At 60.1% G+C, this 21,215-nt stretch carries 19 protein-coding genes and 1 pseudogene; 8 read left to right on the forward strand and 12 right to left on the reverse strand.

Translation table 11 applies throughout. The features are described 5' to 3' along the window. Positions 1–375: 375 nt before the first annotated feature. Positions 376–1,143 (reverse strand): TSUP family transporter, encoded by a 768-nt coding sequence (locus C4J87_RS17305; RefSeq protein ID WP_124367779.1) that lies wholly within the window; start codon positions 1,141–1,143, stop codon positions 376–378. A gap of 111 nt (positions 1,144–1,254) precedes the next feature. Here C4J87_RS17305 and C4J87_RS17310 point away from each other — a divergent pair, with 111 nt between their 5' ends. Beyond that, the gene (locus C4J87_RS17310; protein ID WP_124367780.1) at positions 1,255–2,124 is read left to right on the forward strand and encodes a LysR substrate-binding domain-containing protein; all 870 of its coding nucleotides are present in this window, start codon (positions 1,255–1,257) and stop codon (positions 2,122–2,124) included. A gap of 144 nt (positions 2,125–2,268) precedes the next feature. On the opposite strand, the gene C4J87_RS17315 is transcribed toward C4J87_RS17310, so the two are convergent. Continuing rightward, positions 2,269–3,453: a thiolase family protein gene (locus C4J87_RS17315; protein WP_124367781.1), complete on the reverse strand. Its 1,185-nt coding sequence runs from the start codon at positions 3,451–3,453 to the stop codon at positions 2,269–2,271. 254 nt (positions 3,454–3,707) lie between these two features. Continuing rightward, positions 3,708–5,222, reverse strand: coding sequence for a polyphosphate:AMP phosphotransferase (pap, locus tag C4J87_RS17320; protein WP_124367782.1), 1,515 nt, complete (start codon positions 5,220–5,222; stop codon positions 3,708–3,710). 162 nt (positions 5,223–5,384) lie between these two features. On the opposite strand from pap, the gene mnmC reads away from it, so the two are divergent. From mnmC to C4J87_RS17345, 5 genes are all read left to right on the forward strand, one after another. Next, the gene (gene mnmC / locus C4J87_RS17325) at positions 5,385–7,403 is read left to right on the forward strand and encodes a bifunctional tRNA (5-methylaminomethyl-2-thiouridine)(34)-methyltransferase MnmD/FAD-dependent 5-carboxymethylaminomethyl-2-thiouridine(34) oxidoreductase MnmC (protein WP_124367783.1); all 2,019 of its coding nucleotides are present in this window, start codon (positions 5,385–5,387) and stop codon (positions 7,401–7,403) included. A 124-nt stretch (positions 7,404–7,527) separates the two neighbouring features. Then, on the forward strand, positions 7,528–9,300 hold the full coding sequence (locus tag C4J87_RS17330) for an N-acetylglutaminylglutamine amidotransferase (protein ID WP_124367784.1): 1,773 nt from the start codon (positions 7,528–7,530) through the stop codon (positions 9,298–9,300). A 3-nt stretch (positions 9,301–9,303) separates the two neighbouring features. Next, positions 9,304–11,049, forward strand: coding sequence for an N-acetylglutaminylglutamine synthetase (ngg, locus tag C4J87_RS17335; protein WP_124367785.1), 1,746 nt, complete (start codon positions 9,304–9,306; stop codon positions 11,047–11,049). A gap of 136 nt (positions 11,050–11,185) precedes the next feature. Beyond that, a complete protein-coding gene (locus C4J87_RS17340; RefSeq protein WP_124367786.1) occupies positions 11,186–12,385 on the forward strand; it encodes an osmoprotectant NAGGN system M42 family peptidase in 1,200 nt (399 codons plus the stop codon). Positions 12,386–12,444: 59 nt separating this feature from the next. Further along, a complete protein-coding gene (locus C4J87_RS17345) occupies positions 12,445–12,672 on the forward strand; it encodes a YheU family protein (RefSeq protein WP_124367787.1) in 228 nt (75 codons plus the stop codon). Positions 12,673–12,680: 8 nt separating this feature from the next. Here the strand turns inward: C4J87_RS17345 and csrA are convergent, their stop codons facing one another. Then, on the reverse strand, positions 12,681–12,884 hold the full coding sequence (gene csrA / locus C4J87_RS17350) for a carbon storage regulator CsrA (RefSeq protein ID WP_124367788.1): 204 nt from the start codon (positions 12,882–12,884) through the stop codon (positions 12,681–12,683). A 127-nt stretch (positions 12,885–13,011) separates the two neighbouring features. Next, entirely contained in the window at positions 13,012–13,827 is an 816-nt protein-coding gene (locus tag C4J87_RS17355) for an SDR family oxidoreductase (protein WP_124367789.1), read from the reverse strand. A gap of 329 nt (positions 13,828–14,156) precedes the next feature. Between C4J87_RS17355 and C4J87_RS17360 the strand changes: the two genes are divergently transcribed. Beyond that, positions 14,157–14,309, forward strand: a complete 153-nt coding sequence (locus tag C4J87_RS17360; protein WP_003192767.1) for a DUF3309 family protein — start codon at positions 14,157–14,159, stop codon at positions 14,307–14,309. 61 nt (positions 14,310–14,370) lie between these two features. Here the strand turns inward: C4J87_RS17360 and C4J87_RS17365 are convergent, their stop codons facing one another. The 4 genes from C4J87_RS17365 to C4J87_RS17380 form a co-directional block, all read right to left on the reverse strand. Further along, positions 14,371–16,458: an LTA synthase family protein gene (locus C4J87_RS17365; RefSeq protein ID WP_124367790.1), complete on the reverse strand. Its 2,088-nt coding sequence runs from the start codon at positions 16,456–16,458 to the stop codon at positions 14,371–14,373. Between the two features lie 466 nt (positions 16,459–16,924). Continuing rightward, positions 16,925–17,116, reverse strand: coding sequence for a PLDc N-terminal domain-containing protein (locus C4J87_RS17370; protein ID WP_003172956.1), 192 nt, complete (start codon positions 17,114–17,116; stop codon positions 16,925–16,927). A gap of 67 nt (positions 17,117–17,183) precedes the next feature. Further along, positions 17,184–17,714, reverse strand: coding sequence for a hypothetical protein (locus C4J87_RS17375; protein WP_124367791.1), 531 nt, complete (start codon positions 17,712–17,714; stop codon positions 17,184–17,186). A gap of 41 nt (positions 17,715–17,755) precedes the next feature. Further along, positions 17,756–18,271: an ankyrin repeat domain-containing protein gene (locus C4J87_RS17380; RefSeq protein WP_124367792.1), complete on the reverse strand. Its 516-nt coding sequence runs from the start codon at positions 18,269–18,271 to the stop codon at positions 17,756–17,758. A 430-nt stretch (positions 18,272–18,701) separates the two neighbouring features. Between C4J87_RS17380 and C4J87_RS17385 the strand changes: the two genes are divergently transcribed. Beyond that, on the forward strand, positions 18,702–18,980 hold the full coding sequence (locus tag C4J87_RS17385) for a DUF3509 domain-containing protein (protein WP_003172952.1): 279 nt from the start codon (positions 18,702–18,704) through the stop codon (positions 18,978–18,980). A 60-nt stretch (positions 18,981–19,040) separates the two neighbouring features. Here the strand turns inward: C4J87_RS17385 and C4J87_RS17390 are convergent, their stop codons facing one another. The 3 genes and pseudogenes from C4J87_RS17390 to C4J87_RS17400 form a co-directional block, all read right to left on the reverse strand. Then, positions 19,041–19,310: a response regulator transcription factor gene (locus C4J87_RS17390; RefSeq protein WP_124367793.1), complete on the reverse strand. Its 270-nt coding sequence runs from the start codon at positions 19,308–19,310 to the stop codon at positions 19,041–19,043. 208 nt (positions 19,311–19,518) lie between these two features. Further along, on the reverse strand, positions 19,519–20,049 hold the full coding sequence (locus tag C4J87_RS17395; RefSeq protein ID WP_124367794.1) for an acireductone dioxygenase: 531 nt from the start codon (positions 20,047–20,049) through the stop codon (positions 19,519–19,521). Further along, positions 20,046–21,205, reverse strand: a pseudogene (locus C4J87_RS17400) (MFS transporter). Before C4J87_RS17400 ends, C4J87_RS17395 begins: the two are co-directional and overlap by 4 nt. Between the last annotated feature and the right edge of the window lie 10 nt (positions 21,206–21,215).

Consider the following 21,215-nt stretch of genomic DNA (forward strand, 5'->3'; position numbering starts at 1 on the left):
GGCGGTTTCACCCATGCATTGAGGGGGGTGTTCCTGAGCTGCTTTTCCAACTTTTTGTATTGCATTTCAGGACCACACTCAACGCCGGGCAAGTGTCCGCTTCACACTTGAAGAAGTAAGCCAGCTGTTTCTTTTAACGATGTAGCCTTTGATATCAAGGCTTGCAGGAAAATTATGGCACTTTGCCAAAACTTTGAAATTGACTGAAGGAATGGGACTACACGCGAGTTAATGCGAATAATTTAGCGCAGGGCATATCCGTAAGAATAGGGCTACACGCACTAAACAAACAACAAACTTTATTGGGGATTTGCAACCGAAGAATATAGCTGCGGAGCGGGGGGTATGTCCGAACGGATAGGTGATGGCAACGGGCTACGAACCGAGCGCCAGCCCCATTCTTCCTATTAAAAATATCAGCAGAATCAAAAAGAACACCCTGATAAACCTGCTGCCATATCTTAGCGCCAGGAAAACCCCGGTCAGGGAACCTGCAATATTACACAGGGCCACCACTCCGCCTATTGCCCACAATACGTTGCCGGATGGCACAAAAAATATAAGGGCCGCGCTGAAAGTTCCTAAGTTAACCAGCTTTGCAGAAGCGGAGGCATTTAGAAAATCAAAACCGAAATATTTAACGAACACAAAGAGCAATAGACTGCCACTGCCGGGCCCGAACACGCCATCATAGAAACCAATTACACCACCGAAGAAAATGCCCAATAAAACTTCCCTGGTGCCGCAGTGCTTGTGTGAGCTCGCCAATCCTAGATCTTTCTTGATAAACGTATAGCCTGCCATGGCTATCAAGAGAAAGAACACAACGTACTCCATCAGCCTCTTAGGGATAATAGAGACGGACATGGCCCCAACAAACGCAAAAATAAAAGCCGAGACCATGGTGGGAAGCATTAACTTCCATATGATCGTTATCCTTTTCAGGTAGCTGAATATAGAGGAACAATTCCCCGCCAGTACGGCAAGCTTATTTGTTCCAAACACCGTGGCGAGACTGTACTGAGGTAAAGCGTGAAGCAGCGCTGGCAATTGTACAAGCCCTCCGCCGCCAACAGCAGCGTCTATCAACCCGCCGCAAAAAGCAAAAAAACCTAATACAATCGCAGCCTGTTCAACACCCATATAAAAGTTCCGGCCAGCATTCAGATTCAGGGGCCAATAACATAATTTATTGATTAGCTTGCAACAAGTAACTTATACTGAGCCAATCATTCACTTTTAGTGAGCAATGCAATGGAACTCTCACAGTTGACTATGTTCAAGGTGGTTGCCGATCAGGGCAGTATCATTCGGGCCTCCGAACTGTTGCATTGCGTTCCGTCAAACATAACAAACAGAATAAAAGCGTTAGAGAAGGAGCTTGGCGCTTCCTTATTTATACGAAAGGGCCGAGGGCTTGTTATCAGCCCTTCCGGACGATTGTTTCTTGAATACACAAATAAAATTTTGTCACTGTGCCAGGAATCTCGACGAGCGCTTGACCCTGCATCAGTGGCTTGCGGGGTATTGAAGATTGGTGCAATAGAGTCTGCTGCGACAGGAAGACTGCCCAAGCTGCTATCCGCCTATCATCAACACTACCCTGCCGTGCAAATGGAGTTCAGTACGGCAACTTGGTCACAGTTGGTTAATGATGTGGTTGACCTTAAGCTGGATGGTGCAATTATTGCTGTGAGCCCTGAGCACGCAGATATTGAATGTGTGGAAATCTATCAGGAAGAGCTCGTATTAATTGCGTCAGCGTCTGCAGGGATAATCCGAGGACCTCAGGATCTTGGTGGGAAAAACATATTCATGTGGCCCGAAGGATGTCCTTACAGGAAGTCGCTGGAAAACTGGCTGGCTGATTGCGGCGTAGCAAGCGCCATAACAAGCATTGCCAGTTATGGCACCATACTCGGGTGCGTCAGTTCAGGAGCGGGAGTGTCGTTAGTGCCCAAGGGCATGTATGAGCAGTTTCGGAAAATGGGTGGAATCAGCGGCTATGAATTCAGTGAGTTACCACCCATAAAGAACTATTTCATCTGGAATAAACACGTCAAGTTTCATCCTGCAAAAGACAAGTTCGCAGCCTTGCTAACGGAACAGTTTAAAAACCTTTGATCTTTTCGATGCAGGATGACTTGCCCATTCTTGATCCAACATTCTGGTCGGCTGCAAGGCAGCCATCGGGGGCAAGTCGAATCGTCGCACCGCCCCTTCCACATTTGGATCGCGGGGTGCCAGGACTCCTGCCTTTGACGGAGCCTAGCGCACGGCTTCAAACAACCCGGTCGCCCCCATCCCGCCACCTACGCACATGGTGACGATGCCATAGCGCAAATCACGCCGTTGCAGCTCCCGCACCAGGTGCCCCACTTGCCGCGAGCCGGTCATGCCGAATGGATGGCCGATGGCGATGGAGCCGCCGTTGACGTTGTAGCGGGCATTGTCGATTTCCAGGCGATTACGGGCGTACAGGCACTGTGAGGCAAACGCTTCATTGAGTTCCCACAGGTCGATATCCGCCACCTGCAAGCCTTTGGCCTTGAGTAGTTTTGGCACCGAGAACACCGGGCCGATGCCCATTTCGTCCGGTTCGCAACCGGCCACGGTAAACCCGCGAAAGAACGCCTTGGGCTTGAGCCCCAGCGCCAGGGCTTTTTCCAGGCTCATCACCAGGGTCATCGAAGCGCCGTCGGACAGCTGCGACGAGTTACCCGCCGTCACCGAACCGTCTTCGGCAAACACCGGCTTCAGGCCGCTGAGGCTGGCCAGTGTGGTGTCGGGGCGATTGCAGTCGTCGCGGTCGACCACGCCATCGAGTACCTGCACCTGGCCGGTGTGCTTGTCTTCGACGCTGTACTTGACCGCCATCGGCACGATTTCATCGTCGAACAGGCCATCAGCCTGGGCCTGTGCCGTGCGCTGCTGGCTTTGCAGGGCGTACAGGTCCTGGTCCTCGCGGCTGACATGGTAGCGCCGCGCGACGATTTCGGCGGTCTGGCCCATGGGCAAGTAAATACCGGGCACCTGCTCTTTGAGCAGCGGGTTGATCAGGTGGTCGGTGTTGACGCTCTTCATGGTCAGGCTGATGGATTCCACGCCGCCGGCGACGATGATGTCGCTGCAACCCGAGGCGATCTGGTTGGCCGCAATCGCAATCGCCTGCAAGCCCGACGAACAGAAACGGTTGAGCGTCATGCCCGCCGTGCCGGTGCCCAGGCGTGACAGCACCGCCACGTTACGCCCGATGTTGTAGCCCTGGGCGCCTTCATTGGAGCCGGCGCCGACGATGCAGTCCTCCACCGACGCCGGGTCGATGCCACTGCGACTCAACAGCGCGTTGACGCAATGGGCGGCCATGTCATCAGGGCGAGTCTGGTTGAACTTGCCGCGAAAAGACTTGGCCAGGCCGGTTCGCACGCTGTCGACGATCACTACTTCACGCATGGGGCTACCTCGATCTTGTGGTTGTGGATCGAGGATAGATCCGGGCCCTGGGCAGGCGCGATGATCATTCACTGCATGGATGCAAAAGCATGAGGCCGGGATGCGGTCTACCTGGGGTGTGGAAATCAAATGTGGGAGGGGGCTTGCTCCCGATAGCAGGGTGTCAGTCAATAAATCAGTAACTGACCCACCGCTATCGGGGGCAAGCCCCCTCCCACATTTGGACGGTGGTCGACCAACCATCCCTGATCAGGTCATTTCTTTTTCTTCTTGTCGTGCTTGTCGCTCTTGGCAAACGCGTCTTCCAGCGCGCGGTTGAGGGTGCGCAGCACTTTGACCCGCGCCCAGCGTTTGTCGTTGGCTTCCACCAGGGTCCAGGGCGCGATTTCAGTGCTGGTGCGGTCGACCATGTCGCCCACCGCCGCACGGTAGTCATCCCACTTGTCGCGGTTGCGCCAGTCGTCTTCGGTGATCTTGAAGCGCTTGAAGGGAATCTCTTCGCGGGCCTGGAAACGCTCCAGCTGGGTGTCCTTGTCGATGGCCAGCCAGAACTTGACCACGATCACCCCGGCATTGCGCAACTGCTCTTCGAAATCATTGATCTCGCCATAGGCGCGCATCCAGTCCGTCGGGGTGCAGAAGCCTTCGATGCGTTCCACCAGCACCCGGCCATACCAGGAGCGGTCGAACACGGTAAACATGCCCCGCGCCGGGATCTTCTGCCAGAACCGCCACAGGTAGGGCTGGGCGCGCTCGTCTTCACTGGGCGCGGCAATCGGCACGATGTGGTACTGGCGCGGGTCCAGCGCGGCCGCCACACGGCGAATCGCCCCGCCCTTGCCGGCCGCGTCGTTGCCCTCGAACACGCTCACCAGTGCATGCTTGCGCATGCGTTTGTCGCGCATCAGGCCGGAGAAGCGCGCCTGTTCGGTAATCAGCTGTTCTTCGTAATCGTCCTTGTCCAGGCGCAGGCTCAGGTCGAGGCTGTCGAGCAGGCTTTTCTGGTCCACCGACGCGATCAACGGCGCCGGGTTCATGCCGCTGGCCTTGCCCTTGGGCAGTTTCAAGGCATTTTGCAGGCCCTCGAGCAGAATCTTGCCCACGGTGAGCCCACGGTAATTGGGGTCGACCCCTTCGATCACATGCCACGGCGCATAGTCGCGGCTGGTACGGCGCAGCACGCGTTCGCCGAAATGCACGAATTTGTCGTAGGTCTCGGACTGCTGCCAATCCAGCGGGCTGATGCGCCAACTGTGCAGCGGGTCATCGGCCAGCGCCTTGAGCCGCGCCTTCATCTGTTTCTTGGACAGGTGGAACCAGAACTTGAAGATCAGCGCACCTTCATCGCAGAGCATCTTCTCCAGGCGCTCGGCCCCGGCGATGGCCTGGTCGAGACGGGCGTCCTTGATCTGGTCGTGAACGCGGCTTTGCAGCATCTGGCTGTACCAGTTGCCGAAGAAAATCCCCATGCGCCCCTTGGCCGGCAATTGCCGCCAGTAGCGCCAGGCCGGTGGGCGCGCCAGTTCCTCGTCGGTCTGCTGGTCGAAGGTGCGCACTTCGATCAGGCGCGGGTCCATCCACTCGTTGAGCAACTTGACCGTCTCGCCCTTGCCCGCGCCCTCGATACCGTTGATCAGGATGATCACCGGGAAGCGCTTCTGCTGTTGCAGCTCGTACTGCACTTCCAGCAGGGCTTCGCGCAGGGCCGGCACTGCGGCCTCAAAGGTGTCTTTGTCGATGGCGTGACCGATTTCGGCGGATTCGAACATGGGCAGCTCCGTTTCAAGATGGCTCAAGATTAGCGGATTGGGCAGCGACACGCGGCAGGAAATTCCACCGAGGCTTGCCATGGCTCAATTCATGGCGTGTCGATCGGCTAGAATGGCCGCCTGTGTTTGCCCGCTGTTTATTTATGAGCCGCCCATGACCCCATCGCCCACGCCCAGCTCGACTGGGACGACCACGGCCGCCCGCATTCGCGGATGTTCGACGACGTGTACTTCTCCACCCAGTCGGGCCTTGAAGAAACCCGCTATGTGTTCCTGGAACAGAACCGTTTGCAGGAGCGCTTCGCCGCCTTGCCGGCGGGCGGGCGGCTGGTCATCGGCGAGACCGGCTTCGGCACGGGCTTGAATTTTTTGTGCGCCTGGCAGCTGTTCGCCCAACACGCGGTGGCCGGGGCACGCCTGCATTTTGTCAGCGTGGAGAAATACCCGCTGAGCCATGCCGACCTGCAACGCGCCCTGGCCCTGTGGCCGGAGCTTGAACCTTATGCCGAGCAATTACTGGCGCAGTACATCGCCATCCATCCAGGCTTCCAGCAGTTGGTGCTGGACCACGGCCGCGTGACCCTGACGCTGTTGATCGGCGATGCCCTGGAGCAATTGCCGCAACTGGATGCACAGGTCGATGCCTGGTTTCTCGACGGCTTCGCCCCGGCGAAAAACCCAGACATGTGGACCGCCGAGCTGTTCGCCGAACTGGCGCGCCTGGCAGCACCGGGCTCGACCATCAGCACCTTCACCAGCACCGGTTGGGTACGGCGGATGATCAACGCCGCCGGGTTCAAGATGAAACGCACGCCGGGCATTGGCCATAAGTGGGAGATTTTGCGCGGGGAGTTTCTCGGTTGGCCCGAGCACACACCGCGTCCCGTCACCAGCGCGCCGTGGTTCGCCCGGCCGGCGCCGGAGCCGGGCGAACGCCGGGCCTTGGTGATTGGCGGCGGGCTGGCCGGTTGCTGCACCGCAGCCAGTCTGGCCGCGCGCGGCTGGCAGGTGTGCCTGCTGGAACGTCATGCGGCCCTGGCCCAGGAAGCCTCGGGCAATCCGCAGGGCGTGCTGTACCTGAAACTGTCGGCCCATGGCACGGCGCTGTCACAGTTGATTGTCAGCGGCTTCGGCTACACCCGTCGGCTGCTGGAGCATTTGCAGCGCGGGGTGGACTGGGACGCCTGCGGTGTATTGCAACTGGCGTTCAATCCCAAGGAAGCCGAACGCCAGGCTCAACTGGCCGAGGCCTTCGCGCCGGACCTGCTGCACCGCGTGGATGCGGCCCAGGCCCAAGCCCACGCGGGTATACCGCTGGAGATGGGCGGGCTGTTTTTCCCCGAAGGCGGCTGGGTCAATCCGCCCGCCCTGTGCGCGTGGCAGGCGCGTCATCCCGGCGTGGAGGTGCGCTTGCATCAGGAGGCGCTCACGTTGCAGCGCGTCGACGGCCAATGGCAGGCCCGCAACGGTGACACCCTAGTCGCCAGCGCGCCCGTGGTGGTGCTTGCCGGCGCCGCCGAGATCAAGCGCTTTCCCTTCAGCGCCGCGCTGCCGCTCAAGCGGATTCGCGGGCAAATCACGAGCCTTGCGCAAACCGTCGAAAGCCGAGCGTTGAGCACGGTGGTGTGCGGGCAAGGTTATGTTGCGCCGGCACGTTTGGGCGAACACACCCTGGGCGCCAGTTTCGATTTCAAAAGCGAGGACCTCACGCCTACCCTCGCCGAACACGCCGATAACCTGACGCTGCTGCGGGAAATTTCCCCGGCCCTGCTGCAGGCCTTGCACGCCGACACCCAGCCGCTTGAAACCCTGGAGGGCCGAGCGGCCTTCCGCTGCACCAGCCCCGACTATCTGCCCATTGTCGGCCCGCTGGCCGATGCAAGCGCGTTTGCCGAAGCGTATGGCGTATTGGCCAAGGACGCCCGCCAGGTACCCGATACGCCGTGCCCGTGGCTGGACGGTGTGTACATCAACAGCGGCCATGGTTCTCGCGGCCTGATCACCGCGCCTTTATCGGCGCAACTGCTGGCGGCGTGGCTGGATAACGAACCGCTGCCGTTGCCCGTCAGCGTTGCCCAGGCCTGCCATCCCAATCGGTTTGCCCTGCGCGAATTGATTCGCGGCAAAGCGCGACCAGCGCCCGGAGCGCGAACCGGCGAAAGCGACGGCGCCATTAGCTAAAGTCCACTTATAACTTATCGTTCTAAAACTCCCGGGTTGTGCCTGGGTCAGTTTCTGGGTAAGCGCCCTTTTGGTGCGTATTGAGTATTGACCCCTCCCCAACGGAAAAACCGGTAAGGAACTTATGTGTGGATTAGCTGGCGAGTTACGCTTTGATCATCAACCTGCCGACCTGGCAGCCGTGGAACGCATCACGCATCACCTCGCCCCTCGTGGCCCCGACGCCTGGGGTTTCCATGCCCAAGGGCCGATTGCCCTGGGCCATCGCCGCCTGAAAATCATGGACCTGTCGGACGGCTCCGCCCAACCGATGGTCGACGCCCAACTGGGCCTGTCCCTGGCGTTCAACGGCGCGATTTACAACTTCCCGGAACTGCGCCAAGAGCTGGAAGCGTTGGGCTATGCCTTCTATTCCGGCGGCGACACCGAGGTGCTGCTCAAGGGCTATCACGCCTGGGGCGAAGCGCTGCTGCCCAAACTCAATGGCATGTTTGCCTTTGCCATCTGGGAGCGCGATGCCCAGCGGCTGTTCATCGCCCGCGACCGCCTCGGCGTAAAGCCCCTGTACCTGTCGCGCACCGGCCAGCGCCTGCGCTTTGCCTCGGCGTTGCCGGCGCTGCTCAAGGGCGGCGATATCAACCCGATTCTCGACCCGGTCGCGCTCAACCATTACCTCAATTTTCACGCCGTGGTGCCCGCGCCGCGCACGCTGCTGGCGGGCATTGAAAAGCTGCCGCCAGCGAGCTGGATGCGCATCGATGCAGACGGCAAGACCGAACAGCAAACCTGGTGGACCCTGCCCTATGGTCCCCGTGATGACGAAAAAAACCTGAGCCTGGAAGACTGGACCGACCGCGTGCTCGACAGCACCCGCGAAGCCGTGGCCATCCGTCAACGCGCGGCGGTCGACGTCGGCGTGCTGCTCTCCGGTGGCGTCGACTCGAGCATGCTGGTCGGCCTGCTGCGCGAAGTGGGCGTCGAAGACTTGTCGACCTTCTCCATCGGTTTTGAAGACGCCGGCGGCGAGCGCGGCGACGAGTTCCAGTACTCGGATTTGATCGCCAAGCACTACGGCACCCGCCACCACCAACTGCGCATCGCCGAAAGCGAGATCATCGAGCAGCTGCCAGCGGCCTTTCGCGCCATGAGCGAGCCGATGGTCAGCCATGACTGCATCGCCTTCTACCTGCTGTCGCGGGAAGTGGCCAAGCATTGCAAGGTTGTGCAGAGCGGCCAGGGCGCGGACGAACTGTTCGCCGGTTACCACTGGTACCCACAGGTGGACGGCGCCAGCGACCCGTATGCGGCGTACCGCGCGGCATTTTTCGACCGCAGCTACGACGACTATGCCGCCACCGTCGCGCCGAAATGGCTGACCGCCAACGACGCCGCCGGGGACTTCGTGCGCGAACATTTCGCGATGCCGGGCGCGGACGCTGCGGTAGACAAGGCCCTGCGCCTGGACAGCACGGTGATGCTGGTGGACGACCCGGTCAAACGCGTCGACAACATGACCATGGCCTGGGGCCTGGAGGCGCGCACGCCGTTTCTCGACTACCGCCTGGTGGAACTCTCGGCTCGCGTGCCGGGCAAGTTCAAGTTGCCCGACGGCGGCAAGCAGGTGCTCAAGGAGGCCGCGCGCCGCGTGATCCCCAGCGAAGTCATCGACCGCAAGAAAGGCTACTTCCCGGTGCCAGGCCTCAAGCATTTACAGGGCGATACCCTGAACTGGGTGCGCGAGCTGTTGCTGGACCCCAGCCAGGACCGTGGCCTGTTCAACCCCGCCATGCTCGACCGCTTGCTGACGGACCCACAGGGCCAGTTGACCCCGTTGCGTGGCTCCAAGCTGTGGCAACTGGCGGCGTTGAACCTGTGGCTCAGCGAACAAGGAATCTGATTGATGAAACCTAATGCTGCGGCGTACAGCCAACGCTTGCTCAAGGGCCAGGCGCCGACCTACGAGCGCCTGCAGGCCCGGCTTGCCGAAGACGGCAGCGCCCAAGGCCCCGACCCGATTGCCGTGCATTGCGGCTGGGGCCGCTTGCTGATCGGGCATACCTTTCCCGACCCCGCCAGCCTCGCCCAGGAGTTGCTCAACGAACAGCCCGGCGAGCGTGACATCGCGCTGTATGTGGCCGCGCCCCAGCAAATCCTGGGGATCGATCCACAGCAGCTGTTCCTCGACCCTTCCGACACCCTGCGCCTGTGGTTCAGTGACTACCGCCCCGCCACCCGGGTGTTTCGCGGCTTCCGTATCCGTCGGGTGCAAAGCGAAGCGGATTGGCAGGCGGTGAACCTGCTGTACCAGGGACGCGGCATGTTGCCCATCGACCCTGAACGCCTGACCCCGCGCCATCAAGGTGGCCCGGTGTACTGGCTGGCAGAAGACGAAGACAGCGGCGCGATCATCGGCAGCGTGATGGGCCTGAACCACCAGAAAGCCTTTCACGACCCGGAAAACGGTTGCAGCCTGTGGTGCCTGGCGGTAGACCCGCAATGCACGCGCCCCGGTGTGGGTGAAGTGCTGGTGCGCCACCTGGTGGAACACTTCATGAGCCGTGGCTTGAGCTACCTGGACCTGTCGGTGCTGCACGATAACCGCCAGGCCAAGAGCCTCTACGCCAAGCTCGGTTTCCGCGCGCTGACCACCTTTGCGATCAAGCACAAGAATGGCATCAACCAGCCGCTGTTTCTCGGCCCAGGGCCACAGGCGGGGTTCAATCCTTATGCGCGGATCATTGTCGAAGAAGCCCATCGGCGTGGTATCGATGTGCACGTGGACGATGCAGATGCCGGGCTTTTCACCCTCAGCCACGGCGGGCGCCGCGTGCGTTGCCGAGAGTCGTTGAGCGACCTGACCAGCGCCATCAGCATGACCTTGTGCCAGGACAAGAGCCTGACCCACAAGGTGCTCAAGGCCGCCGGTTTGCAGCTGCCTTCGCAACAGTTGGCAGGCAGCGCCGATGACAACCTGGAATTTCTCGACGAGCACCAACGCATCGTGGTCAAGCCGCTGGATGGCGAGCAGGGCCAAGGCGTGGCGGTGGACCTGCGGACTATCGAGGAAGTACAAGCGGCGATTGACGCGGCGCGCCAGTTCGACAGCCGGGTGCTGCTCGAAAGCTTCCATGAAGGCCTGGACCTGCGCATTCTGGTGATCGGTTTTGAAGTCGTCGCCGCTGCGATCCGCCGCCCGGCCGAAGTGATAGGCGATGGTCAGCATTCGATCCGCGCCTTGATCGAAGCCCAGAGCCGGCGGCGCCAGGCCGCTACCGACGGCGAAAGCAAGATCCCGCTGGACGCGGAAACCGAGCGCACCCTGAAAGCCGCCGGTTATGACTACCACAGCGTCCTGCCACGCGGCGTGCAATTGGCCGTGCGCCGCACCGCCAACCTGCACACCGGCGGCTGCCTGGAAGATGTCACGGCGATCCTGCACCCGACCCTGGTGGACGCTGCCGTGCGCGCCGCCCGTGCGCTGGATATCCCCATGGTCGGCCTGGACCTGCTGGTGCCCGCAGCGGATCAACCCGACTACGTGTTCATTGAAGCCAATGAACGGGCCGGATTGGCCAATCATGAACCGCAACCTACCGCTGAGAAGTTTGTGGATTTGTTGTTTCCACATAGTCAGCCGGCCGCTTGACCTCTGATCGTTCCCACGCTCCGCGTGGGAATGCCTCAAGGGACGCTCCGCGTCCGTTGTTGTGACGCGCAGCGTCACGGGCTGCATTCCCACGCAGAGCGTGGGAACGATCGCCCTCAACCCATCAGGAGTTTCCATGACCCGAACCATTCCCGAACCGGATCTCGCCTACCTGCAGAAAGTCCTGCTGGAAATGCTCGCCATTCCCAGCCCCACAGGGTTTACCGACACCATCGTGCGCTACGTCGCCGAGCGTCTGGAAGAACTCGGCATCCCGTTTGAAATGACCCGGCGCGGCACGATTCGCGCCACCCTCAAGGGCCAGAAGAACAGCCCTGACCGCGCCGTCTCCGCGCACCTGGACACCATCGGTGCCGCCGTACGGGCGATCAAGGACAACGGCCGCCTGACGCTGGCGCCGGTCGGCTGCTGGTCGAGCCGTTTTGCCGAAGGCAGCCGCGTCAGCCTGTTCACCGACAACGGGGTGATTCGCGGCAGCGTGTTGCCATTGATGGCCTCCGGGCATGCATTCAACACCGCCGTGGATGAGATGCCGGTGAGCTGGGACCACGTCGAATTGCGCCTGGACGCCTACTGCGCGACCCGCGCCGACTGCGATTCCCTGGGGGTCAGCATCGGTGACTACGTGGCGTTCGACCCACTGCCGGAGTTCACCGAAAGCGGTCACATCAGCGCGCGTCACCTGGACGACAAAGCCGGCGTCGCCGCCCTGCTCGCCGCGCTCAAGGCAATCATCGACAGCGGCGAACCCTTGCTCATCGATTGCCACCCGCTGTTCACCATCACCGAGGAAACCGGCAGCGGCGCGGCCGCCGCCCTGCCCTGGGATGTCAGTGAGTTCGTCGGTATCGATATCGCCCCGGTCGCCCCCGGCCAGCACTCCAGCGAACACGCGGTGAGCGTGGCGATGCAGGATTCCGGTGGGCCGTATGACTATCACCTGTCACGGCACTTGCTGCGCCTGGCGGCGGATAACGATCTGCCGGTGCGCCGTGACCTGTTCCGCTATTACTTCAGCGATGCGCATTCGGCGGTGACCGCCGGGCATGACATCCGCACGGCCCTGCTGGCGTTCGGTTGCGATGCCACCCACGGTTACGAGCGCACCCATATCGACAGCCTGGCGGCCCTCAGTCGGCTGCTCGGCGCCTACATCCTCAGCCCACCGGTCTTTGCCAGCGATGCGCAACCGGCCCAAGGCTCCCTGGACCGCTTCAGCCATCAGATCGAGCATGAGACGCACATGGAGAGCGATACCCGAGTGCCGTCGGTGGACAGCCTGGTCGGTCAGAAGTCCGACGCCGACAACAGCTGATACTGGCAACCAAGGTCCCGGCACAGTAGCATCGCCGGGACCTGACACCTGAGGCTTGTATGCTGATTCCCTACGACGCGCTTGAAGTCGATACCCTGACCCACCTCATCGAAGATTTCGTCACCCGCGATGGCACCGACAATGGCGACGACACACCGCTGGAAACCCGCGTATTGCGCGTACGCCAGGCACTGACCAAGGGCCAGGCGTTAATCGTGTTCGATCCGGACAGCGAACAATGCCAGTTGATGCTCAAGCACGACGTGCCCAAGCACCTGTTTGACTGACGGCGAGGCTAAGGGATAGGTACCGGCACCGGATGAGTGGCGCTGGCCTGGCGTTCGAGGATTTTGCGGTAGACCTCAGCGCGATGCACGCTGATCCCTACGGGCGCTTCGATGCCAAATTTCACCTGGCGCCCGTTGATTTCGAGAATGTGCAAGACGATGTCATCGCCGATGGCGATGGTTTCGCCTACAACACGGCTTAAGACCAGCATGGCGGGTGTCCTTTTCGAGTGTCTGGCCCCCGACCTTGCTCGCTTGAAGCGTAACCAGCAATGGCACGCGGCCAAATCAGGCGTCACCTACATGGAGAGGTAATTTACCTGACAGACCGCATCCAGATCAGGCTTTGGTAGCCTGCGCCTTGGCGCGCATTTTATCGGCCATCAGCGTCATCTCGTCATACAGCAACTGCGGGTTTTTCTGCTTGAGCGTCCACGCCATCCGCCCCTGCTCGTGGGGCAGAATCATGAACTCACCGGCAGCCACGCGCTGATAAATGTAGTCGGCGATCTGCGTCGCCGAGATCGGTGAACTCTCGAGCAACTTGCCCACCTGCGCCTTCATCGCCGGGGTCGGCCCACGGAATGAATCGAGCAGATTGGTCTGGAAAAACGACGGGCATACCACATGCACGCCGATTTCCTGCTGCTTGAGTTCCACCAGCAGACTTTCCGACAGCGCCACTACACCGGCCTTGGCCACGTTGTAGTTGCTCATGGCCGGCCCCTGCATCAGCGCGGCCATCGAGGCGATGTTGATGATGCGCCCCTTGCTCTTTTCCAGCAGCGGCAGGAACGCCTTGCAGCCCTTGACCACGCCCATCAGGTTGATTGCGATCTGCCAGTCCCAATCCTCGAGAGACAACTCGGCAAAGAACCCACCGGACGCCACGCCGGCGTTATTGACGATCACATCGATGCCGCCGAGCTTTACCTCGCAGGCCTGGGCGAACGCGGTGAGCTGGCTGTAGTCACGCACATCGCAGCGCTGGGTGAAACCATCGCCACCGGCTTCGCGCACCAGCCTGAGGGTTTCCTGCAAGCCAGTTTCGCTGACATCCGACAAGGCCAGCTGCCAACCCTCGCGGGCCCAGCGCAGAGCGATTTCACGACCCAGGCCGGACCCGGCGCCAGTGATCATCATGCGGTTTTGCATAGGAAGTAGCCTTGTGGTTTACCAGTGGAGTGACCGGCAGTGTAGCGAAGGTTTTTGCCGCGCCCACGCACCATCAGAGTGATGAATGCTCCAGGCAAACCGTGGGCTCGGTCGGATGCGCGCGCATAGCCTAAGTTCAATATTTTTCAACTAAGTTGATGTATTTTCGCAGGTGTTAAAAGAAATAAGCGAGCAACCAAATTGCTTTAAAAAAATACGGAATTTTCTGTGAAGTGACAGAGTCGGAGTTGTTAAGCCGTCCATAATCAAGTGGACGAGACTCCCGCTGAATAACCGGTCTTTACGCAAGGCCTATAAGGAATAAAACCATGAGCCTGATCCTGATCATTATCCTGATTCTACTGTTGGTCGGCGGCCTGCCAGTGTTCCCGCACTCGCGTAACTGGGGTTATGGCCCGTCGGGTATCCTGGGCGTAGTGCTGGTCGTTCTGCTGGTGCTGTTGTTACTCGGCAAAATATAAACACCGTTTCAACGCACAAAAAAAGAGGCCTCAATGAGGCCTCTTTTTTATTGCCGATCCGTTAATCCGGCTTACCGTCTACCACGCCTGCGGTGTTATCCAGCAGGCTCTTGGTGGCGGTTTGCAGGAACGACTCGAGTTTCTGCTTCAGCGCCGCTTCGTCGGGCGATTCGGCGATTACTTTGCCGGTCGGGTTGGCGCCCAGTTCGTATTGCCACAGTTTGGGTGGCATTTCCTTGGGCAAGACCAGCACGCGGTCAGCCGTGAGCAGGGCGACGGTCTGGTCGCTGCCCGACGGTTTGATCACGCCGAAGCCTTTGTCGCCTTCCGGCAGGTTGAGCAGGTCGCGGCCCCAGCACTGGTGCAGGGTGTCACCGCCCAGGCGGCCCATGATGGTCGGGACAATATCGATCTGTGTGCCCACGGTGTGGTCACGCTCGCCGAACTTTTCCTGCATGCCCGGCGCGATCATCAGCATCGGTACATTGAAACGGCCCAGGTCCATCTCGGTGATCTGCTGCTCGTTACCGAAGCCGTGGTCACCCACCACCACGAACAGGGTTTCCTTGAAGTACGGCTCCTTGCGGGCCTTCTCGAAGAACTGGCCCAACGCCCAATCGGAGTAACGCATGGCGGTCAAATGCTCGTTGAGGCTGCCACGGTCAGTGACTTTCTCGACCGGCAATGGCGTCGGCAACGCGTACGGGGTGTGGTTGGACAGGGTTTGCAGCAGCGCGTAGAACGGCTTGCCGCCTTCGCGGGCTTTCAGTTCTTCCAGGCCACGGTTGAACATGTCCTGGTCGGAAACGCCCCAGGTCGGGTCGGAAAACACCGGGTTGACGAAGTCATTGCGGCCAATGAAGTTGGTCATGCCCTGGTTGCTGAAAAAGCCCGACTGGTTGTCCCAGGCGAAGTCGCCGTTGTAGACATACACATCGTCGAAATCCCGCGCGCTGAGCAACTGCGGCAGGCCCGACAGCTTGTGGCTGCCTTCGGGGGTCTGCATCAGGTATTCGAAGCCCGGCAGGTTCGGGAAGCAGGCCATGGTGGCGAACATACCCTGGTGGGTGTGGGTACCGTTGGAGAAGAAGCGATCGAACAGCAGGCCTTCCTTGGACAACTTGTCGAAGTACGGCGTGATGTTGCCTGGACGGCCCAGGGCGCCCACCGAGTGACCGGCGAAGCTTTCCATCAGGATCACTACCACGTTCTTGATCGGCAGGGTCTTCTCGGCCGGTGGCGTGAAATCACGGCGCACGGCAGCGGTGTCGGTATCCACCAGTTTTTCGCTCGGCAGCACCAGCATGTCCCGCACGGTCTGGGTGGCCAGCGGTTGCTCCAGGGTGGCCTTCCAGATGTTGGAACGCTCTTCGGAGAAGCGCGACTTGGCGGCGGCGATCAGCGACAGCGTGCCATTGAGGCCAAGCTGGTTGGCGAAGTTCGAATCAGTGGTGTAGACATCCCCCCAACGCAGCGGCGGACCCTGGCGCAGGGTGCCGCGGATGGCAACCACCGCGACCAGCAGGCACACCACGAACACCGCGATGCGGCTGTACCACGGCGCCACCGGGCGCGTGCCGATGCTGCCGCCACTGAACGGGCCACGCGGGCGCGTTGCGCGGTCGGCGCCCTTGAAGGCCATGCTCAGGATCAGCGTGCCCACGGCCCAGGCCAACAGGTAACGCACCACCGGGAACCCGTACCAGAGCATGCTCATCACGGTTTTCGGGTCTTCCTTCACATACTGGAAGACCAGGCCGTTGAGGCGCTGGTGGAACTCACGGTAGAAGTCCATCTCCATCAGGCCCAGGAACAGCGCAATGCTGGACGCGACGGTCAACCACAAGCGGAAGAACCCACGCGCCGCCATCGCCCGTACGCTGAACAACGCCAGCAGCAGCGGGATCAGCAGGTACATCACCAGGCGGATATCCAGGCGCAGGCCATTGGCGAACGCTTCCAGGAAGGTCGAGGCCGGTGTGTCGAGGATCATCTCGCGGTTGTAGACCAGCAACGCCAGGCGCAGCAGGGAGAACATCACCATCATGACCAGTGCGCAAAGCAGCGTGTACGCCAGATGGGATTTGACGGTCGGTTGCAGCAGGCGATTTGAAGCGCGCGGCTGATTCAGGGCGTCCGGGTTTGCCATGTCGTTTTAGGACCCATTGGAAGTTGAAGTTGCGAAATAATGCAGTGGCGTCCGTCCCTCGCCCAGGCTGGCCGGGGTGGGCGGTTAACGCGGTGGGGCAAATGGTGCCCGATCAACGGCATCAACGCTATAAATTACTTAACGAGCGCCGTCGGCCTGCCTTTATAGGAACTAGGGGATAGAGCCGTGGCAGCGGAATAAAGCGGGCGAATTGTCTTGGATGGGATGTGAAAATTTCGTGCAGCGAATATTTCGACACACAAATCTCCCAGGCATACCGAAAACAACTGTGGGAGGGGGCTTGCTCCTTGTAGGAGCGAGCTTGCTCGCGAAAAACGTCCAGGCAACGCGTTCATTCTGAATAAACGCGGGGGCCCTGAGTTCTTCGCGAGCAAGCTCGCTCCTACATGGAGCAAACCCCCTCCCACATTATTGTGCTCACTCTGGATTTGAAGTGAGCGAGCGATCAGATGCGCACGTTACCGCGCGGCCCGGCGATCGCCCAGATGATCAGGCCCAGTACCGGTAGCAGCAGGATCAGCAAAATCCACAGCACCTTGGCGCCCGTGCTCGCGCCGCTTTTGAACACGTTGATGATCGCCCAGATATCCAGCGCGAGGATGATCAGGCCAATCAGGCCGTTGAAAGTGGAACCCATGGTGTCGCTCCTAAGTGAGGGCATGCCCTTGTAGGATAGTCAGCCCTGGCCGGGGTTCCGTTTTATTTCAGACGTGTACGGCAATCTTCAGGGCTTCCAGCGACGGTTCGGCCTGGATGCCGACCTCGGCGCACAGCTCCAGCACGCGCGGCAGGTCATTGCCGAACACCAGCACGGCCTGGATTTCGTCATCGAGCAACTGGCTGAAGTTGAGCAGCACATAGCCGCCGTCTTCCGGGCTCAGAGCGCTCATTTGGATCTGGATGCGGTTGAGGGCCGTCAGGTCTTCGGTCTTCGCCAGTTGCTTGGGCTTGAGGTTGAACGCCACGCCCGGACCAAACGAGGCGACGATCTGGGCAAACAGGTCGGCGTAGCTGTCAGCCTGGAACAACACAGTGTCCGGCAGGCTGCCGATTACCACCCACTCCCCCAGCGGAATCGGGAAGGTATCGTCGTAGTTGATATCCGGATTGGCCGCCAGAAAAGCCGCAGGGTCCGCGTAGGCCTGAGCCGCTTCGTCGGCAATACGCGCCACCTCGTCCTCGGCCATGACGCCGGCGCTGATTTTGCTGATGAGTTCGACGAGAGCGGTTCTCATGGGATGGTCCTGTGACGGGCGGGTTTTCGAGGGCGCGTAGCCTACACCAGTTTTTGCAACAACGCCGCCGTATCCACGGCCCCCATGGTCTGCGCCGCGGCCAGCGCCGTCGCGCCCTGGGCATCGGTAGCCTTGGGATTGACCCCTTGGCCGAGCAGGTATTCGAGCATTTCGACGCGGTTGAACATGGCCGCCATCATCAATGCCGTGCGCCCATCCGAAGAAGCCGCTTCAACCGGGGTTCCGCCCTCGATCAGCGCCTTGACCACGGCCAGGTTGCCCTTAAAGGCCGCACCGGCAATCGGCAGTTGGTTCTTATCGTTGGCAATCAACGGATCGGCCTTGAACTCCAGCAGCACTTTTACTGCCTCGGCATGGCCGTGGTAGGCCGCGAGCATCAGCAGCGTGTCGCCATTGTGATTCCGAAAGTTGGCCGGCAAGCCTTTGGTCAAGAGCACTGCGAGCATGGCGGCGTCGCCTTTGCGGGCGACGTCGAAGACTTGCTCGGCGAATTCAGCGGCTTCGTCTTCGGTCATCTGTTTGGGCTGAGTCGACATGTAGGGCTCCTGTGTGATGCTGTATATGGCGCCCAGTGTCGCGATGGAGTTCCCTGCTGTCATGGCTTTTTTGTCAAAAATGCCGATAGGCACAATCAATAGCGAACGTGGTGCCAGCCCTTCTTTAGCTGTACACGCGGGATTTAAACTGAGTCGTCTCCCGATTAGCGCCTGCGGCCTGAATGGAATTTATCCGCGAAACCCACGGTCATAATCGGTAGGAAAAACGCATTGCGCGCAAAAAGTAACCGGTTGGATAACGCAAAATGCAGGATGCACGATAGCCCTTCATGCAAATTGCACGAAAACGAAAATCCTGAAAAATTATAACTTATTGATTTATAAGGATTTTTTAAGACACTCAATACTGGCACAATCACTGCACCTATCACTCCATGCTTGCCCACTTGAGCCAATGGAGCTGATAGACATGAGCCTGATCCAAGATAAATTCGCTTCGGTATTTTCCAACTACGACGTCACCACCCAGCCACGTCCGGACGGCGGCATCCTGTTGACCCTGCGCAACAGCGAAGGCAAGCAGGTGAAACGCTCGATCTCGTATCAGCAGTTGCACACCGCCGACCAACTCACTTGGGTGATCAGCGCGATCCGTCGCGACCTGGCCGAACAAGCCAGTGAACTGCCGCAAATTTCGATGCTGCAAAGCCAGAACCGCTTTGCCTTGCCGACCTACCACTCGGCATAAGCTTCACCCAGCTACAGAGGGCTGCGACGCCGTTGAGCGTCGCGGCCCTTTTTTATGCCGTCAGCACAGGCCCTGGCGCGCCGCCTCATTCATCGCCTGCACGCGGTTATTCACATCGAGCTTGCCGTAGATATTGCGCAGATGGAATTTGACCGTGGCCTCCGAGGTGCAGCGAATCCTGCTCATCTCCCATATGGTCTTACCTTCGGAGGCCCACCGCAGGATCTGCAGCTCCGTCTTGGTCAGGGGCTTGCCGAGCAAACTCAAGCGTCTTCTGATAACCGTCGGCAAAACGTCCAACGGCTGAGATAACTCCTCGGGGCGATTCATTACTTTCTCCTTTTTTATATGCTGATGCGCTGTCACCCTTCGGATTCTTCCTATAGACAGCGACATAAACATTGAACGAGGAGAGAGTTACATAACTGGCGAAATGAGAGAGCAAGGCCGAGGATAAACAGCCAAGCCCTACATGTATTTAGGCTTCTTCCCACAGCACATTCCAACGTGCCGGGGTTGAACATTTAAAAGTCTTGTATTAGTCGTCCAGCTTGGCAAAGTCACGGGCGATGTCATTACCGGTCAAGGTCGGCACCGAACCCTCTGCGGTGTTGAACATATGCAGCGCGACAAAGTGCGGGTTCTCGCCCATGTCGAACCAATGGGGCATGCCGGCGGGCACGATCAGCAGGTCGTTCTTCTCACACCGCACGCTGTAGACATAATCGCCAATGCGCAACGAGAACAATCCCTGGCCAGCGATAAAGCCGTGCGCTTGATCTTCACGGCAGGTGTGCTCGCTCAGGCGCTCGGCCGGCAGCGCGTCTTTATGGGGATGATCACCGGTCACGCTGATCACTTTGAAACGGGCGTAGCCAAGCGCCTCGATCTGCGACTGATACGCCGCAATCATCTGCGCCTCGCTGGCGCCCTTTTCCAGCGCGCCGGGCTGCCAGCGCTCAAAGCGCACGCCTTTTTCGGCCAGGGTCGACTGAATGTCGTCGAAGTGGGTCAGCACTTTGTTCGGGGTGTCGGGTGTAGTGAGGGGGTAGACAGCGACGTAGCTCATTGCACGGCTCCTTGGTTCGGCTCTTGCAATCGAAGGCCAATGATAACGGCGGCAGCCAGGGCCGCGATGCTGGCGATACTGAAGGTGAGGGTCGGGCCCAGCAGGTTCCAGCTATAACCGGCATACAGCGCGCCCAGCGCACCGCCGGTGCCGGCCAGCGCGGCGTAAAGCGCCTGGCCCTGGCCTTGCTGACGATCGCCGAAACTGCGCTGCACGAAGGCGATGGCCGCCGCATGGAAACTGCCGAACGTGGCGGCATGCAGCACTTGCGCCAACAGCAGCACCCAGAAAAATTCGGCAAACGCACCGAGCAGCAACCAGCGCAGTGCTGCCAGCAGGAAACTGGCCAGCAGTACCCGGCGCACGGAAAAGCGCGTCAGGATGCGACTCATGCCCAGGAACATCAACACCTCCGCCACCACCCGAGCGCCCACAGCAGGCCGATCACGCCACGGCTGTAGCCCAGGTGTTCCAGGTGCAGCGTGAGGAAGGTGTAATACGGGCCGTGACTCAGCTGCATCAACGCCACACAGGCATAGAAGGCCAGCACGCCGGGACTGCGCAATTGGCGGATAAACCCGTCACCGGCCAGGCGCTTGCCGTGGCTGGCGGGCTGCGCGTTCGGCACCCACAGGCTGGCGCCGATGATACCGGCCATGATCACCACGACCACCACCGGGTAGATATCCACGCTCAGCCAGTCGAACAGGCGGCCCATGATCACGACGGTGAGGATAAAGCCGATGGAGCCCCACAAGCGTATCTGGCTATAGCGCGAGGTTTGCTGTTGCAGGTGAGCGAGGGTGATCACTTCGAACTGCGGCAGTACCGCGTGCCAGAAGAACGCGTGCAAGGCCATGACCAGGGCCAGCCAGGCGTAGCTCTTGCTGACGAAAATCAGCGAAAAACTCAACAGCGTGCACACCGCGCCAAAGCGCACGATGGCCAGGCGTCGCCCAGTGTAATCGCCCAGCCAGCCCCAGAGATTGGGCGCCACGCAGCGCATCAGCATGGGGATGGCCACCAGCTCGCCGATACGCGCGCTGGAAAAGCCCAGGTGATCGAAGTACAACGCCAGGAATGGCGCCGTCGCCCCGAGCAGGGCGAAGTAGAACAGGTAAAAGCTGGAGAGGCGCCAATAAGGGAGGGCTGTCACCTTCAGCCCT

The organism is Pseudomonas sp. R1-43-08, from assembly GCF_003852255.1.
GTDB lineage: Bacteria > Pseudomonadota > Gammaproteobacteria > Pseudomonadales > Pseudomonadaceae > Aquipseudomonas.